Here is a 14,526-nt window from a genome sequence, read left to right as displayed (position 1 = left end):
AGCGAAAATCAAATGGGGGGTCAGGGATGTTAATCCTGGTTTCCCTTTCAAATTAATATCTATGAAGAAACTGGAATTGCACTGGCAGATCTTGATCGGGATGGTCCTTGGGATCATTTTCGGATTCGTAATGACCTATCCCAGTTGGGGTAGTCAGTTCGTACAGGACTGGATCAACCCTTTCGGCAGCATCTTCGTCAAACTCCTGAAGCTGATCGCCATTCCGCTGATCCTCGCATCCCTGGTCAAGGGGATCTCAGACCTGAAGGACATCTCCCAGTTTCGAAATATCGGGGTTAGGACGATAATTATTTACATGTTCACCACCGTGATTGCCATCACCATTGGCCTGTTACTGGTGAACTCCCTTCAACCCGGGAAAGGGATTTCCCAGGACACCATCGATCAATTAACGGAGACCTATGCCTCAAATACCGAGGTGACCTCCAAACTGGAGGAAGCGTTTAAGCAGAAGGAGGGAGGGCCGCTTCAATTCCTGGAAGACATGGTCCCTGATAACGCTTTTCGCGCCCTGAGCGACAACGGACTCATGCTCCAGGTGATCTTCTTTACGATCTTCCTGGGCATCTGCATGTTGTTGATAGGGGAGGAGAAATCCAAACCGCTCAAGGATTTCTTCGACACCCTGAATGAGGTGGTGCTGAAGATGGTCGATCTGATTATGCTCACCGCCCCTGTTGCGGTTTTTGCCCTGCTGGCTAATGTTGTGGTCACCTCAGGGGACCCGGATCTCTTGCTGGCTTTGTTAAAGTACGCCGGGGTTGTAGTGCTCGGCCTGGTACTTATGATCGTTTTTTACAGCCTGGTCGTGGGTATGTTTACGAGATATAACCCCTGGACCTTCCTCAAGAAAATCAGCCCGGCCCAGCTATTGGCCTTTTCCACCAGTTCCAGTGCGGCTACCCTGCCTGTGACGATGGAAAGGGTAGAGGAGCACATTGGGGTGAACAAAGATATCTCGAGCTTTGTGCTGCCGGTAGGGGCCACGATCAATATGGACGGGACTAGCCTGTATCAGGGTGTGGCAGCCGTTTTCATATCCCAGGCCCTTGGGTTCGATCTCAGCCTTACAGATCAGTTGATGATCGTCCTCACCGCCCTGCTGGCTTCCATAGGTTCTGCCGCAGTGCCGGGTGCAGGGATGGTCATGCTGGTGATCGTGCTTGAAGCCATTAAATTTCCCGCAGACAAACTCGCGATTGGACTCGCGCTCATCTTTGCAGTAGACAGGCCGCTGGACATGCTCCGGACCGTGGTGAACGTCACCGGAGATGCCACCGTCTCCATGATGGTCTCCAAATCTCTGGGGAGGAAACTGGTCCCGGTGGTTCGCGAATGGAATGACCATCTGGACGAGGTCTTGCCCAAAAAGAAAAATGAGGAGTGATCCTGATCCGGAGATCCTATAAGAATTTCCTCTTCAATTCGGGCGTGGGAACCATACAGGCATCCCTCTTGCCAAAGATGCGGTAACGGTTCCTGGCGATCAGGTCGTACACCAGGTCCCTCAATCCCGATGGCAACCACAGGAAAATTCCCATGAAAGGCCACAGACCGGGCAGGGTGCGGGCAATCCTCAACGCAGCCTCTGATTTCACGTAATAGGCTTTCCCCGGTTCGATCAGGATGATGGAATCTATCTGGGAGGTATCTATCCCCCTTTCCTTAACCAGTTTTTCACCTATCTCGCCTTGCAGGGCCGCAAACCTGAAGAGATCCTTTTTATCCCTTTTGATCACGAACTGCACGGAGCTATTGCAGAGGTTGCAAACTCCGTCAAAAAGTATGATCTTTTTTTCTTCTTCTCCCATTATTTCTTCCCTTCTACCAACTCCAACTGGTCTATACTCACGTTCGTGGTAAACATCCCATAGTTTACCACGGCCTTGTTCTTTTCAAGGCTATCGATGCTGCCTACCGCCTTTCCGTCAAAAAGCCTTACCCTGTCGCCAACCCTGAAAACAGGACGGGGCTTAGACCTCGCCTTTTCCTCTTCCTTCTTCTTTACCTTCTCCTTCTTCTTCCTGATGGTCTTCACCTCTTTCTCCAGTTCACGGGAAACCACTTCTTTTTTTGTTTCCTGTTCCTCTACCTCTTTGGCGGATCTTTTTTTGCGCTTGCTGTTCTCGGTTTCTACCAGCCTGAGGAATTCGGAGATCAGAGGACGCTTCTTCTTGTCTCTAAAGTACTTCTCGGCGATCTTGTTCACCTTCTCTCCCAGGTAGATCATCCTTTGATTGAAGTCGTATAACTCCTGGTAATTTTCGAGCTTGGTCTTGATCTTGGCATTGAGTTTCTCGAGTTTCTCAGCCTCTTCCCTCGCTTTGATCTCCTCTTCCTGGAGTCGATTCCCTGTTCTGGCCATTTTTGTCCGCTCTTTCTGGAGCTTTGCAATGGTGGCATCAAATCGGATCTTGCCCTTTTCCACCTTCTTTTTGGCCTTGTTTATCAGGCTGTAAGGGATGCCGTTCTTCTGTGCAACCTCAAAGGTGAATGAACTGCCGGGCTGACCCAGTTCGAGCTGAAAAGTAGGCTGAAGTGAGGTGCTGTCAAACAGCATATTGGCATTGGTAGCGCAGGGGAGTTCATTGGCCAGCGCCTTCAGGTTCGCGTAATGGGTGGTGATCACACCATAGGCCTCCCTTTCATAAAAGACCTCCAGAAAAGCTTCGGCCAGAGCCCCTCCTAGCTCGGGATCACTTCCCGTACCGAACTCGTCTATCAGGAAAAGGGTTTCACCGTTGCATTTCTTTAGGAAATTTTTCATGTTCTTCAGCCGGTAGCTGTAAGTACTCAGGTGGTTTTCAATGGACTGGTTATCGCCTATATCCGTAAGAATGGTCTTGAACAAGCAGAATGAACTTCGTTCGTGCACCGGGATAAGCATCCCGCTTTGCAACATCAGCTGGAGCAAACCAATGGTTTTCAGGGTGATACTCTTTCCACCCGCATTGGGTCCGGAGATCACGATGATCCTGTTTTCCGGATGAAGTTCAATGGTCTGAGGAAAGGTGGGTCTTTTATCCTTTTTGTTGGAGAGATACAGCAGGGGATGGTACGCATCCCTCAGAAAAAGCTTTCGAGTATGGTTGATCTCCGGTTTTATGGCCCTGGTATCCAAGGCGTATTTGGCCTTAGCTGCAGTTACATCCATATCAGCCAAAAAATTCTGATAGTCCCTTAAATCCGCTCTGAAGGGGCGTATCTGGGATGTTAGGGCATTGAGAATACGCTGTACCTCTTCCTTTTCATCAAATTCGAGGTTGTTCAGGGTTCTGGAATACCTGGATACGGCTTCAGGTTCTATATAGACAATGCTCCCGGTCTTTGAGGTGCCCAGTACGGCACCTTTGACCTTTCTGCGGTACATGGATTTCACGGCCAGTACCCGCCGGTTGTCAACAATAGACTCCCTGATCTCATCCAGGAAATCTGAAGCCTGGTAGGTATTCAGGGCGGTTCCAAAACTCTGATTGATCTTCCCCCTAACCAGGACCATCTCCTGTCGTATCCTGTTCAGTTCAGGGGAGGCGGAATCCTTCACATTGCCGAACTTGTCGATGATCCCATCGATCATTTCCGGGATCTCTCCCAGGAGTTCCACGGATTCTGTGAATTCGAACAACAAAGGGTAATATTCCCTGAATTTCTTGAAAAACTTTTTGTGTTCCCCAACTGTGAGGCAAAGGTGTCTGATCCTCCTGAACCCGGAAAGCTCAAGAGTCGTATTTTCCACCCTGAGCAGGTCGAGTTCCCCTTTAATGGAGTCGAATCCGTGATTGGGGATCCTGTTATTGTTATCAAACGAGGACAGGTATTCAGATGTTTCCCCTAAAAGCCTCAGGATCTCGGCTTCTTCCACGAGGGGTTCCAGGGCATGTGCTTTCGACTTTCCCAATTCCGTATTGCAGCGCGCTGAAAGTTGCTTCGTAACGGTTACGAACTCCAGATCCTGTATGCTTTTTTGTAGATACGTATCCATATTTTCTGAAACGACGCACAAAGGTAGACAATAGACTCCATTTTACCCCAGGGCAAGGCAAATCATACCTGAAAACCAGTTCTTCAAGGACAACTACAGATTTCACCTCTAAAAATCGGGTTTTCACCACTTGATACCGGGAAAAAGGCAATAAACAAGGGTCTTCAGGAGTTATTTTATCGCGTATCAACCCTAATCTAAAAGGTAAAAAAGAAAGAATGCGAAGATGGGCTTCCCTCTTGATGATTTTTTTTGCAGCGGCAGCTTGTAAAAGCACCTACTCCGTTACGGTGTATAATCTCGAGCCGGCACCCGTTGTCCTGTCCAAGGACATGAAGCGTATTGGTATTGTCAATGAGGTGGGAAACAAGGATGCCTACACGGATATCGCTTCCCTTGAGGCCCTGGTCAAAGCCACAGATCAAAGACTCACGAAAGAAGGGACCCGTGCTGCTCTGGAAGGCCTGATGGCGGAGCTGCAAAAGGACAGGCGATTCGACACGGTGATGATCCTCAACAACACTTCCTCTCTTTGGAGCACTGAAGAAAGCAAGACCGAATCAATACCCTGGAAAGCACTGAAGGAGCTCTGCATGCAGAATCAGCTCGATGCCGTGTTTTCCCTGGCTTTTTACCAGACAGATACCAGGATCTCGGAAAAGAGATCCTCCATGGAAGAACTGGATATGCTCAGGACCCGGGTGAAGATACCGGCCAAGGAACTTACCCTGGAGACCCTCATAGAAAATGGATGGCGCATCTACGACCCATTTGAAGAAAAGGTGCTCGATGAAATTGAAGTCAACGAGCAGGTCATAACCCAGGCCAAAGGGGAGTACGCACTAAATGCCCTCAGAGCTATGACGGATAGGGCAGATACTCTGATGTCAAGGAGCAGGGGGAGCGGCAGCACCTATGGTATGCGGTTGAAACCCTCCAACAAAGCAGTGGAGCGGGAGATCTACACCAAGGGTTCCCCTTTGCTGGTACAGGCCAAGGGATCCGTCCTGGAAGCGGACTGGCTGGAAGCGGCCCGCCTCTGGCAAATGAACCTGAGCCATGGGAAGTCGGCCATCAGGGCCAGAGCATGCCACAACATGGCTGTGCTTTACGAAATAAAGGGCGATCTGGAAAAAGCCATCGAATGGGCCATTCAGGCGAATTCCCACGAAGAGGGAAAACGGCATTCGAACTGCCTGGAGGGCCTTAAAAAATCTGCCATTCAGAAAAGCGAGGCAGAAAAGCAATGGGAGGCGATTGCCCTTCTTAATAAGTAAACCCTGAAAAGCGATCAGGCCCTTGGAGTATCCCCTTTTTTGATATCAAGTACCGGGATGTTCACGATCTCAAAAGTAGCTGAGGCAAGCTGTACCTTTCCATCGCTGTCATCAAAAGCCTTTTTGATCAATTCATTGAGACGATTCTTGGTGTGGCGTCTTTTCTTGTAATCTACGATATACCTTAGGTTGAACCGGATCCAGTTATCGGTCAGGGTTATGGCCAGGGTGGGATCCACAATGGCATCCTCAATATAGTATTTTTCAACCACGTGTTTCCACTGTTCCACCGACTTTTGAACGTACTCGGACAGTACTTCCCGGGCGACCTCAATCACTATTTTCTTGGCCATTTCCACGTCCGATCCATAGCGGATGGGCAGATTCAATTCGTCCCAGATAAAGGGGAAATCCTGGGAATAATTATAGACCGGCCCTTTGAAGACAAACGCATTGCTGAGTTTCACGATCCGGCCGCTGTAGTTGTCACTACTGATCCATTGCCCTATCTCCATCATGGTAGTGTACATGCTGTTGATATCGATCACGTCTCCCTTGATTCCATTGATCTCTATGCGGTCACCAGGCTGATACACCTTGACGAAAAAAATAAAGAGGGAGCCTGCGATACTGAGGATAAGCTCTTGCAGTGTGATGGTGATCCCCGCGGTAAGGAGGCCGATCGCCAGGGTAAAATCCTTGATATTGCCAGTAAAATAGGAGATCGTCAGGATGATCAGTAAAATATACCCAATGGTCTCTATGATCTTCTGGGATTTATATCGGGTATCCGTGTTGGGAAGTCGCTTCTTAAGGGTCCTGCGCGCGAATTGCAGGAGGAATACGATAATGACTACCCAGAGTACGTATTTGAAGATCTGAGAGGAGGTTGGATGCTCAGTGAGCCAGTATTGTATGGATTCCCAGGTGTTCATATCGCCCAAGTTGTGATGGTGGTATTCCAAAGGGAGGAACTTTCAAGAATGCTCAGCCCTCCTGAATGCAATATAAAATTACATTAATAATTCGCCATTGTCTAATTAAAGCAGGTACACTTTGTATTTTTACGGCGAAATCAAAAGGTCCTATGAAGGTCGATATCCATCAAAGTTGGAAGCCCTACCTGGAAGAAGAATTCAATCAACCCTATTTTGGGTCTCTGGCCCAGTTCGTTCGGGATGAATACAGCCGATATACCTGTTATCCTAGGGGAAATCGAATCTTTGCAGCCTTTGATCACAGTGCCTTTGATCACACCAAAGTGGTTATCCTGGGGCAGGACCCCTACCATGGACCGGGGCAGGCAAACGGACTCTGTTTTTCCGTCAGGGAGGGGATCTCACATCCCCCTTCACTCATTAACATTTTTAAAGAAGTGGAACAGGATGTCGGTATTCCCTATCCTAAAAGCGGGAACCTAGAAAGGTGGGCAGACCAGGGAATTCTGCTGCTCAACGCCATTCTGACGGTCAGGGCAGGGCAGGCCGGCAGCCATCAGAACAAGGGATGGGAACAATTCACGGATGCTGTGATACGGATCCTTTCGGAGCACAGACAGGACCTAGTTTTTCTCCTATGGGGTGGGTATGCCAAAAAAAAGGCTTCCCTGGTAGACAGGAGGAAACACCACGTGCTTACTTCGGGTCATCCGTCCCCCTTAAGTGCGAACCGCGGGCTCTGGTTCGGCAACAAACATTTCAGCAGCACCAATGAATTCCTAAAAGCGAAAGGGGAGAAGCCTATAGCCTGGTAAGGGCTATTTCAGGGGATATATTATTAGATATAAGGTTTAAATTAAAAAGTGTATCTTGTACATCCTCAATTATTTGAGCACTAATTTGATCCTGTGTCCAACGGGTAAGCCCCAGCCAGGTATTCACATCTTCACGGGGTAGTTTATATCGGTTCGCCAGGGTCCTGTCTATACTGGGGATGCGTTTGAAATCTACCGTATAAACATTGATCACTTCGAGGATATGCCGGATCAAACCGGGGTTGGATTTCAGGGTATCCCCCGATACAGCGATGACAAAACAGGGCCAGGGCGTGGGGCAATCGCCCAATCTCCTAAAAATGCCCTTTACTACAAGGGGTTTGGTCGTAAAATGTTCCCACATAAAGAAATCGGCCTTCCCATCCTGCAGGGCTTTTACAGCTCCATCAAGGGTGTTGACCACTTCAAAAGCAAGCCTGTCTACTTCCCATCCTTCATTTTTTGCCATGACACTGGCCATCAGGTGGCTGCCGCTGCCAAATCGACTGATAGCTGCCCTGGTGCCTTCCAGGTCCGAGATCGCCTTAAACCGGCTCTCTTCGGCCACGTGTATACCCCACAGCAAGGGGGAGTCTACATACCCCTGAACGATCTTCAGGTCGCCTCCATCCGCAATGTTCTTGATCACACCCTCTGTAAGGACCACGGCCATATCCGCCTGCCCGGACCCCAGCATGGAACACATCTTCCCGGTACCCTCGGGCACGTCCTCCCACCGGAGGTCTATCCCCCGGTCTGCAAAAGCCCCTTCCTCTATGGCCATATGCCACGGCAGATTAAAGTGTTCGGGGACGCCCGCTATCCTGAATTTTTTCAAAGCAGCAAAGTTTTATCAAGGCTCCATTTAATCAGTTGATCCACGGTTTTTCTTGGGTTTTTTGAAAAAGTAGTAGTAGCCCGGTTCGCGATGATGGCATTCATAGAAATCGCTCTATGGCCCATGAGAGAGGATAAGCCATACAAGGCCGAGGTCTCCATCTCAAAGTTCGTAAGTTTCCTTCCCTGAAAAGAAAAAGAGGCGAGCTTTTCATGTAATTTGGGATCTGCCGCCTGTAGTCGCAGATGCCTTCCTTGCGGCCCGTAAAACCCCACATTACTTCCGGTAAACCCCAGGCAGATCCGATCTTCAGTGAAGTGATCGAGCAGAAACTCACTGCAGCTGACCGCATAAGGTCGGGATTTTTCCGGATCCCATCCTGTTTGTTCCATAAAGGCGTCTTCGAATTCCGTCAGTCGCTCCGCCTGCCCTCGATAATAGCGAAGGACACTGTCAAAACCCAGGGCGTATTCGCTTAAAAGAAAAGAATCTACCGGGATCTCAGCCTGTACAGCTCCTGAAGTTCCTATTCGGATGAAGTTAAGTACTTGCTTATTTTTGTGCACTTTACGATTTACAAGATCGATATTCACGAGCGCATCCAGTTCATTGAGTACAATATCGATATTGTCTGTCCCGATCCCTGTGGAAAGTACGCTTAACCGCTTACCCTTGTACCTTCCGGTATGTGTGATGAATTCCCTTTTGCGCTTCTCGATCTCGACCTGGTCAAAATGACGTGATACGCGTTCCACCCTGTCCGGATCCCCAACGAGGATTACTGTATGCGCGATGTCTTCGGGTAAGAGATTTAAATGGTATACACTTCCATCCTGGTTCAGGATGAGTTCTGAAGGGCCGAGATGCATGCTTGGGTTATAGTTTTAGGATGCGACCTGATTCATCGTTGAACAGGAAGTTGTATTTCAGTGCTCCACCCAGATAGGACTCATTATCCCTGATCTGGGAATAAAAACTGGTTTTTCCTTCCAGGATGTCCTTGCCTTTTTTAGAGAGTCTGACGGGGTTAAAAGTGGAAAAGAGAGGTTTTAGGCCGGTGATCATCCGCTCGAACTGGGTATCCCCGTAACCGTAATACCCCTGGTGAGACAGGACGGTCTTAATGAGCTCCTTTTTGCTCTTGGGTTTGTGTTCGGCAGACAGGGCCAGAATCCGGTTCTCCAGTTCATTCAGCCCGTTCCTGACAGAAGGAAAGCGTTTAAGATGCACCTTGATGGCTTCAGATAGGTAGTCGAAATGATAATGTTCGAAATCGGACATGTTCTCCAGCCTGATCGGGTTGTCACTGCAATACAGTTGCCAGATGTAATCGGCGAATTCGATGTCGTCCTGAGTGAGATAAATACGTTTGTTATAGAGGGTTTGCAATTTTTCCTCGTCCACATCGCAAAGCCCGTACATCTTCTCGGTACCGTCTTCATCTCCGCTGCATACCAGGGAGATCTGCGCATCCCTTCTGTGGGTCTTCAGCCAGCTCAGCACGGCGATCATATTGATCTGGCAGAAAAGGTCGTATTCAAACCAGAGGATGATCTCGTCCTGTTGCTTGTGATTGCAGAGGGAGCGATACTCCTTTAAGGTCTTCTCTATAAACCAGGATTTGCTGACGTTGTAATTCTTGTGCAGGTACTCGAACCGCGTTTTCCAGAAGGATTCACTGCCGACATTGGTCTCCGTCTTCCCTTCGCAAAGCATTTCCCTCCAGGTAATGATATCACCTTTAAACGGGAGAGATTTCAGGCGTTGTGTAAAACTATCTCCATTGGTAATATGTAGCTGAGTGCTCATGCAAATGAAGTTGTTGATTAGGTTTCGACCCTTAAAAGTAACATTTAATCGATAAAGATTAAAATAATTAACACATAACCTGGGTTTGGATCAATGACTTCAATGGGGTCAATACCGATACGGTAATCTTTAGTGGATCATCCCCCGACGCGCTTGGTTTTAAAGCCGTTTTCCTGCAGAAATTCCATGATCTTGTCCCTGTAATCCCCTTGTATGATGATCTTGTCGTCTTTAAAGGAGCCACCTACGCCTAGAAGGGTCTTTAGTTCTTTGGCTAGGATTTTGAGGTCCTTGTCAGATCCGTTATACCCCTCCAGAATAGTAACTGGTTTCCCTTTCCGCTTTTCGTATTTGCACAGTACAGGCTCTTCCTGCAACCAGAATCTGGACTTAGGTTTTGGCTTACTTTCATCCTTTTCAGGGATGTGGTCCGGAAAGAGGTTCTTTAGTTGGTCTTGAAGGTCCATACTGAAAATTTCACCAGAATCATCTACTTTTTGATAAGTCCTAGGTCTATCAACCGCTCGTGGAGAAACTCTCCTGCTGTGATATCCTCGTACAACTTGGGGTGCTCTTCGTCTATACAGTGTTCCAGGCAATTCAGAGGCATTTCGCTGATGGGATGCATAAAGAATGGTATGGAATACCTGGAGCTTCCCCATAATTCCCTGGGGGGATTTACCACCTGGTGGATGGTCGATTTGAGTTTGTTGTTGGAGAGCCGTGACAACATATCCCCCACGTTGATCATGAGTTGATCGGGCCTGGCGATGGCATCGACCCATTCCCCTTTGTGGTTCATCACCTGCAGCCCTTTGCCATGTGCTCCCATCAAAAGGGTGATCAGGTTGATGTCTCCATGGGCCGCGGCTCTGACCGCGTTTTTGGGCTCTTCCGTGATAGGGGGATAGTGGATAGGTCTGAGGATGGAATTCCCATTCCGGATATAGTGGTCGAAATACGTCTCCTCCAGTTCGAGGTGGAGGGCCAGTGCCCGGAGCACATATCTGGCTGTCTTCTCCAGCATTTTATAGGCTTCCTTTCCAACCACATTAAAGTCGGGCAACTCCTTTACCTCCACATTCGCAGGGTATTCTGCCAGCAACTTTGGATCGTCCTCCACGTATTGTCCAAAATGCCAGAACTCTTTCAGATCTCCCTCCTTCTTTCCCTTGGCGTGTTCTTTTCCGAAAGAGGTGTATCCCCTTTGGCCGCCTATACCTTCAATCTCGTATTGATCCTTGACCTCCTGAGGGAGGGCGAAGAATTTCTTGATCTCGGAATACAGGGAGGCGATCAGCTCCTCTGACAGGAAATGACCGCTGAGGGCCACAAAACCGATGTCCTCGAAGGCTCCTCCGAGCTCCCTCACGAATTTCTGTCTTTTCTCGGGCTCTGACGAGAGGTAGTCTCTCAGGTCCACACTGGGAATTGCATTCATATCTTTGATTTTCGAACCCTTCAAAGGTACTAAATTCCCTGACGAAAATGATCTTCAGGCCCTTGGTGTTCTTCTTGTCAATTTTGCTACATTTACGCCATTAATCCGGACCTACCCTAGATCGAATATCATGCAATTCAAACATCATGGCCTCTCTTCAGAAAAGCTCCTGGAGCTCTACAAGGCTATGCTTAAACCCAGGATGATCGAAGAAAAAATGCTGATCCTGTTACGGCAGGGGAAGATCTCCAAATGGTTCAGCGGGATAGGACAGGAGGCCATCTCGGCAGGAGTTGCCCTGTGCCTTGACCCTGAGGAGTACGTTCTTCCGATGCACAGGAATCTGGGTATTTTTACCACAAGGAAGGTGCCCCTGAACCGACTTTTCTCTCAATGGCAGGGCAAGAAAAGCGGATTTACCAAGGGGAGGGATCGCAGTTTTCACTTCGGCACACAGGAGTATAAGATCATAGGGATGATCTCCCATCTCGGCCCACAGCTCGGGGTGGCCGATGGCATTGCCCTGGCAGACCTTCTTAAAAACAACAAAAGAGTGACCGCTGTATTCACAGGAGAAGGGGCTACCAGCGAGGGAGATTTTCACGAAGCCCTGAATATTGCCGCTGTCTGGAACCTCCCTGTTCTTTTCTGTGTGGAGAACAACGGATACGGCCTATCCACACCGGTGAGCGAGCAATTTAAATGCAAACACATCGCAGACAAAGGGAAGGGATATGGGATGGAATCCTATATCATAGACGGGAACAATATCCTGGAGGTATATACCCGCGTGATGGCCCTCAGCCGGAGCCTGCGCCAAAGACCCAGGCCGGTCCTGCTGGAGTTCAAGACCTTCCGCATGCGTGGGCATGAGGAAGCCAGTGGCACCAAATACGTGCCCCAGCCATTGCTGGACGAATGGGCAGCCAGGGACCCCATTGAAAATTATGCGGTCTATCTTAAAGAAGAAGGGATCCTTACGGAGGAAATAGAGGTCGACATAAAGAAGGAATTCATACATGAAATCGATGAAAATCTGCAACTCGCCTTCGAGGAGGAAGCGATAAAATCATCTGAAAGTGTTGAAATAAGTGATGTATATAAAGAATTTGTATATCAAGATATTATACCATCTGATAAACAAACGAATATTCGTTTGGTCGATGCTATTTCGGCCGGCCTGCGTCAATCCATGGAGCAGCATCCCAATCTCGTCATTCTCGGACAGGATATAGCGGAATACGGAGGTGTATTTAAGGTTACGGAAGGATTCGTGGAGGCCTTTGGAAGGGAAAGGGTCAGAAATACCCCTATCTGTGAATCTGCGGTGGTTTCAGCGGCCATGGGACTATCCATAAACGGGATGAAGGCCGTTATGGAGATGCAGTTCGCGGATTTTGTAAGCAGTGGTTTCAACCCTATCGTGAACTACCTGGCCAAGGTGCATTACCGCTGGAACGAACCTGCCGATGTGGTCATCAGGATGCCCTGTGGCGCAGGAGTAGGGGCGGGGCCATTCCATTCCCAGACCAATGAGGCCTGGTTTACCAAAACCCCCGGGCTCAAGATCGCCTATCCCGCTTTTCCTTATGACGCGAAAGGGCTCATGGCCACGGCCATAAATGATCCCAATCCCGTATTGTTTTTTGAGCACAAGGCCCTTTATCGCAGTGTATATCAGGAAGTGCCCGATTCCTATTACACCCTCCCATTCGGCAAGGCAAACCTCCTGCGGGAAGGGGAGGATATTACCCTGGTCACATACGGTGCCGGAGTGCACTGGGCACTGGAGATTTTGAAGGCGAACCCGGACATCAAGGCAGACCTGATCGACCTCAGAACGCTACAGCCCCTGGACCTTCCTGCGATTTTCTCGTCTGTCAGGCGTACGGGAAAATGCATGGTCATCCAGGAAGATACCCTCTTTGGCGGAATAGCCAGCGATATTGCTGCTTCGGTCATGGAGGAATGCTTTGAATATCTCGATGCCCCTGTCAAAAGAATCGGAAGCCTGGAGACTCCTGTGCCCTTTGCCAGACCTCTGGAGGAGATGTATCTGCCCAAAGGCAGGATCCTCAAAGAAATAAGGCAATTACTGGCCTATTGAAGCAAATCGAATTTCCATTTATCAAGTAATCCTCTTTTTCTAATTAAAATGCACGGCCAGTAAACTATATAGATGGTTTATGCGTATATAAGAACGAATACTAAATACACTTATATGTTAAAGAAAAGTTTGATTTTGATCTTATTCGGGATATTCCTGGCTTCGTGCGGGGTCTCTAAGGAGGTAAGGGATCAACGAAATATGCTGAGCGGCACCTGGATCCTGAATGATGTGCGATATGAAAATAACCAGGGAATGTTTAAATCGGTCTTGTTCAATGATGCGGATGCCATTTGTTTTGAAGGGAGTAACTGGTTTTTCCGGGACAACAACAGCACTGGTCGCTATACCATACAGCAGGGGAGTCTCTGTCAGGGAGGGGACCGCTATATCCGTTGGTCTGTGGTGAGCAATCCCGCAAATTATACGAATCAGCTGCAATTTAAATTCATTGACGAAAAAAGGAATGACGTTTCAGGTGGCCTCGGGTACCGACTCAACATCGCCCGTCTGACTGAATCTGAAATGACGCTAAAATCAAATGTCACCGTAGACGCCAAGCCCGTAACGCTGGTGTACGAATTCACTAAACAATAAAAAGGGATACCATGATAAGAAGAACAGGAGCTTTATTGATCATCTTCAGCCTGATGCTGGGATGTAATACCGTTAAAAATGCCAATAACACCCAGAAGGGTGCCGTCATAGGTGCCACAGGGGGTGCTGTGATCGGCGGCGTGATCGGTAACAACGTAGGGAAAGGGAACACCGTCCTCGGTGCGATCATAGGAGGCGTCGTAGGAGGTGCTGCCGGAGGTTACATTGGGAACCGTATGGATCGCCAGGCGGAAAGGATACAGGAAGAGATCCCCGGAGCAGAGGTCACCCGTGTGGGTGAAGGGATCAACGTCACTTTTAGTCAGGGTGCCGGGGTGTATTTTGACACCAACAAATCCGATATCAAAGGAACCTCAGTTGAGACCCTGGATAAACTCGCCGGGATTTTTAAGGAATATCCAAAGACCGTGATCCTCGTGGAAGGTCACACCGACAGTGCAGGGAGCGACGAATACAATATGGGACTCTCCAAACTCAGGGCTGAGTCCGTGACCAATTACCTGGTCCGCCAGGGCATTGATGCCAGCCGATTTACCACCAAGTGGTATGGAGAAACACAGCCGATTGCCGATAACGCAACCGCTGAAGGCAAAGCCAAGAACAGGAGGGTTGAACTGGGGATCATCGCCAGTGAGGAACTCAAACAGGAGGCTATACAAAAAACCAAAGGATAGGAATAT

The 14,526-nt window shown here is 48.8% G+C and carries 14 protein-coding genes; 6 read left to right on the top strand and 8 right to left on the bottom strand.

Features of this window, described 5'->3' with window-relative positions:
- The first annotated feature begins 61 nt into the window (after positions 1–61).
- Positions 62–1,408 carry a dicarboxylate/amino acid:cation symporter gene (locus GWK09_RS12525; RefSeq protein ID WP_163693804.1) on the top strand — a complete coding sequence of 449 codons (1,347 nt, stop codon included), beginning with the start codon at positions 62–64 and terminating at the stop codon, positions 1,406–1,408.
- A 16-nt stretch (positions 1,409–1,424) separates the two neighbouring features.
- On the opposite strand, the gene GWK09_RS12520 is transcribed toward GWK09_RS12525, so the two are convergent.
- Both GWK09_RS12520 and GWK09_RS12515 read right to left on the bottom strand, forming a co-directional pair.
- Positions 1,425–1,832: a thiol-disulfide oxidoreductase DCC family protein gene (locus tag GWK09_RS12520; protein ID WP_163693803.1), complete on the bottom strand. Its 408-nt coding sequence runs from the start codon at positions 1,830–1,832 to the stop codon at positions 1,425–1,427.
- On the bottom strand, positions 1,832–4,003 hold the full coding sequence (locus GWK09_RS12515; RefSeq protein WP_163693802.1) for an endonuclease MutS2: 2,172 nt from the start codon (positions 4,001–4,003) through the stop codon (positions 1,832–1,834). Before GWK09_RS12515 ends, GWK09_RS12520 begins: the two co-directional genes overlap by 1 nt.
- A gap of 290 nt (positions 4,004–4,293) precedes the next feature.
- On the opposite strand from GWK09_RS12515, the gene GWK09_RS12510 reads away from it, so the two are divergent.
- Entirely contained in the window at positions 4,294–5,280 is a 987-nt protein-coding gene (locus GWK09_RS12510) for a DUF6340 family protein (protein ID WP_204260448.1), read from the top strand.
- A 14-nt stretch (positions 5,281–5,294) separates the two neighbouring features.
- On the opposite strand, the gene GWK09_RS12505 is transcribed toward GWK09_RS12510, so the two are convergent.
- Positions 5,295–6,215: a mechanosensitive ion channel family protein gene (locus GWK09_RS12505; protein WP_163693800.1), complete on the bottom strand. Its 921-nt coding sequence runs from the start codon at positions 6,213–6,215 to the stop codon at positions 5,295–5,297.
- A gap of 152 nt (positions 6,216–6,367) precedes the next feature.
- Between GWK09_RS12505 and ung the strand changes: the two genes are divergently transcribed.
- Entirely contained in the window at positions 6,368–7,033 is a 666-nt protein-coding gene (gene ung, locus GWK09_RS12500) for a uracil-DNA glycosylase (protein WP_163693799.1), read from the top strand.
- On the opposite strand, the gene GWK09_RS12495 is transcribed toward ung, so the two are convergent.
- The 5 genes from GWK09_RS12495 to GWK09_RS12475 form a co-directional block, all read right to left on the bottom strand.
- On the bottom strand, positions 7,020–7,871 hold the full coding sequence (locus tag GWK09_RS12495; protein ID WP_163693798.1) for a substrate-binding domain-containing protein: 852 nt from the start codon (positions 7,869–7,871) through the stop codon (positions 7,020–7,022). The two genes, ung and GWK09_RS12495, sit on opposite strands and share 14 nt — an antisense overlap.
- The gene (locus tag GWK09_RS12490; RefSeq protein ID WP_163693797.1) at positions 7,868–8,740 is read right to left on the bottom strand and encodes a nucleoside phosphorylase; all 873 of its coding nucleotides are present in this window, start codon (positions 8,738–8,740) and stop codon (positions 7,868–7,870) included. The genes GWK09_RS12495 and GWK09_RS12490 overlap by 4 nt, the downstream gene beginning before the upstream one ends.
- 7 nt (positions 8,741–8,747) lie before the next feature.
- On the bottom strand, positions 8,748–9,680 hold the full coding sequence (locus tag GWK09_RS12485; protein WP_163693796.1) for a DUF1835 domain-containing protein: 933 nt from the start codon (positions 9,678–9,680) through the stop codon (positions 8,748–8,750).
- Positions 9,681–9,817: 137 nt separating this feature from the next.
- Positions 9,818–10,147, bottom strand: coding sequence for a translation initiation factor (locus tag GWK09_RS12480; protein ID WP_163693795.1), 330 nt, complete (start codon positions 10,145–10,147; stop codon positions 9,818–9,820).
- Positions 10,148–10,170: 23 nt separating this feature from the next.
- Positions 10,171–11,121 (bottom strand): isopenicillin N synthase family dioxygenase, encoded by a 951-nt coding sequence (locus GWK09_RS12475; RefSeq protein WP_163693794.1) that lies wholly within the window; start codon positions 11,119–11,121, stop codon positions 10,171–10,173.
- Positions 11,122–11,251: 130 nt separating this feature from the next.
- On the opposite strand from GWK09_RS12475, the gene GWK09_RS12470 reads away from it, so the two are divergent.
- From GWK09_RS12470 to GWK09_RS12460, 3 genes are all read left to right on the top strand, one after another.
- On the top strand, positions 11,252–13,228 hold the full coding sequence (locus tag GWK09_RS12470; RefSeq protein ID WP_163693793.1) for an alpha-ketoacid dehydrogenase subunit alpha/beta: 1,977 nt from the start codon (positions 11,252–11,254) through the stop codon (positions 13,226–13,228).
- A gap of 114 nt (positions 13,229–13,342) precedes the next feature.
- On the top strand, positions 13,343–13,825 hold the full coding sequence (locus GWK09_RS12465) for a lipocalin-like domain-containing protein (RefSeq protein WP_163693792.1): 483 nt from the start codon (positions 13,343–13,345) through the stop codon (positions 13,823–13,825).
- 11 nt (positions 13,826–13,836) lie between these two features.
- Positions 13,837–14,520 carry an OmpA family protein gene (locus tag GWK09_RS12460; protein WP_239530929.1) on the top strand — a complete coding sequence of 228 codons (684 nt, stop codon included), beginning with the start codon at positions 13,837–13,839 and terminating at the stop codon, positions 14,518–14,520.
- The last annotated feature ends 6 nt before the right edge of the window (positions 14,521–14,526 follow it).

The organism is Muriicola jejuensis, from assembly GCF_010671595.1.
In the GTDB taxonomy this organism is placed as follows: domain Bacteria; phylum Bacteroidota; class Bacteroidia; order Flavobacteriales; family Flavobacteriaceae; genus Muriicola; species Muriicola jejuensis.
This window is presented reverse-complemented; position numbering and strand designations above follow the sequence as displayed.

What these genes read in the sequence shown, in the direction of transcription:
- ung (WP_163693799.1), top strand. Translation starts at nt 6,368, where the DNA reads ATGAAGGTCGATATCCATCAAAGTTGGAAGCCCTACCTGGAAGAAGAA.
- GWK09_RS12475 (WP_163693794.1), bottom strand. Translation starts at nt 11,121, where the DNA reads ATGAATGCAATTCCCAGTGTGGACCTGAGAGACTACCTCTCGTCAGAG.
- GWK09_RS12480 (WP_163693795.1), bottom strand. Translation starts at nt 10,147, where the DNA reads ATGGACCTTCAAGACCAACTAAAGAACCTCTTTCCGGACCACATCCCT.
- GWK09_RS12525 (WP_163693804.1), top strand. Translation starts at nt 62, where the DNA reads ATGAAGAAACTGGAATTGCACTGGCAGATCTTGATCGGGATGGTCCTT.
- GWK09_RS12515 (WP_163693802.1), bottom strand. Translation starts at nt 4,003, where the DNA reads ATGGATACGTATCTACAAAAAAGCATACAGGATCTGGAGTTCGTAACC.
- GWK09_RS12460 (WP_239530929.1), top strand. Translation starts at nt 13,837, where the DNA reads ATGATAAGAAGAACAGGAGCTTTATTGATCATCTTCAGCCTGATGCTG.
- GWK09_RS12470 (WP_163693793.1), top strand. Translation starts at nt 11,252, where the DNA reads ATGCAATTCAAACATCATGGCCTCTCTTCAGAAAAGCTCCTGGAGCTC.
- GWK09_RS12520 (WP_163693803.1), bottom strand. Translation starts at nt 1,832, where the DNA reads ATGGGAGAAGAAGAAAAAAAGATCATACTTTTTGACGGAGTTTGCAAC.
- GWK09_RS12465 (WP_163693792.1), top strand. Translation starts at nt 13,343, where the DNA reads ATGTTAAAGAAAAGTTTGATTTTGATCTTATTCGGGATATTCCTGGCT.
- GWK09_RS12505 (WP_163693800.1), bottom strand. Translation starts at nt 6,215, where the DNA reads ATGAACACCTGGGAATCCATACAATACTGGCTCACTGAGCATCCAACC.
- GWK09_RS12485 (WP_163693796.1), bottom strand. Translation starts at nt 9,680, where the DNA reads ATGAGCACTCAGCTACATATTACCAATGGAGATAGTTTTACACAACGC.
- GWK09_RS12490 (WP_163693797.1), bottom strand. Translation starts at nt 8,740, where the DNA reads ATGCATCTCGGCCCTTCAGAACTCATCCTGAACCAGGATGGAAGTGTA.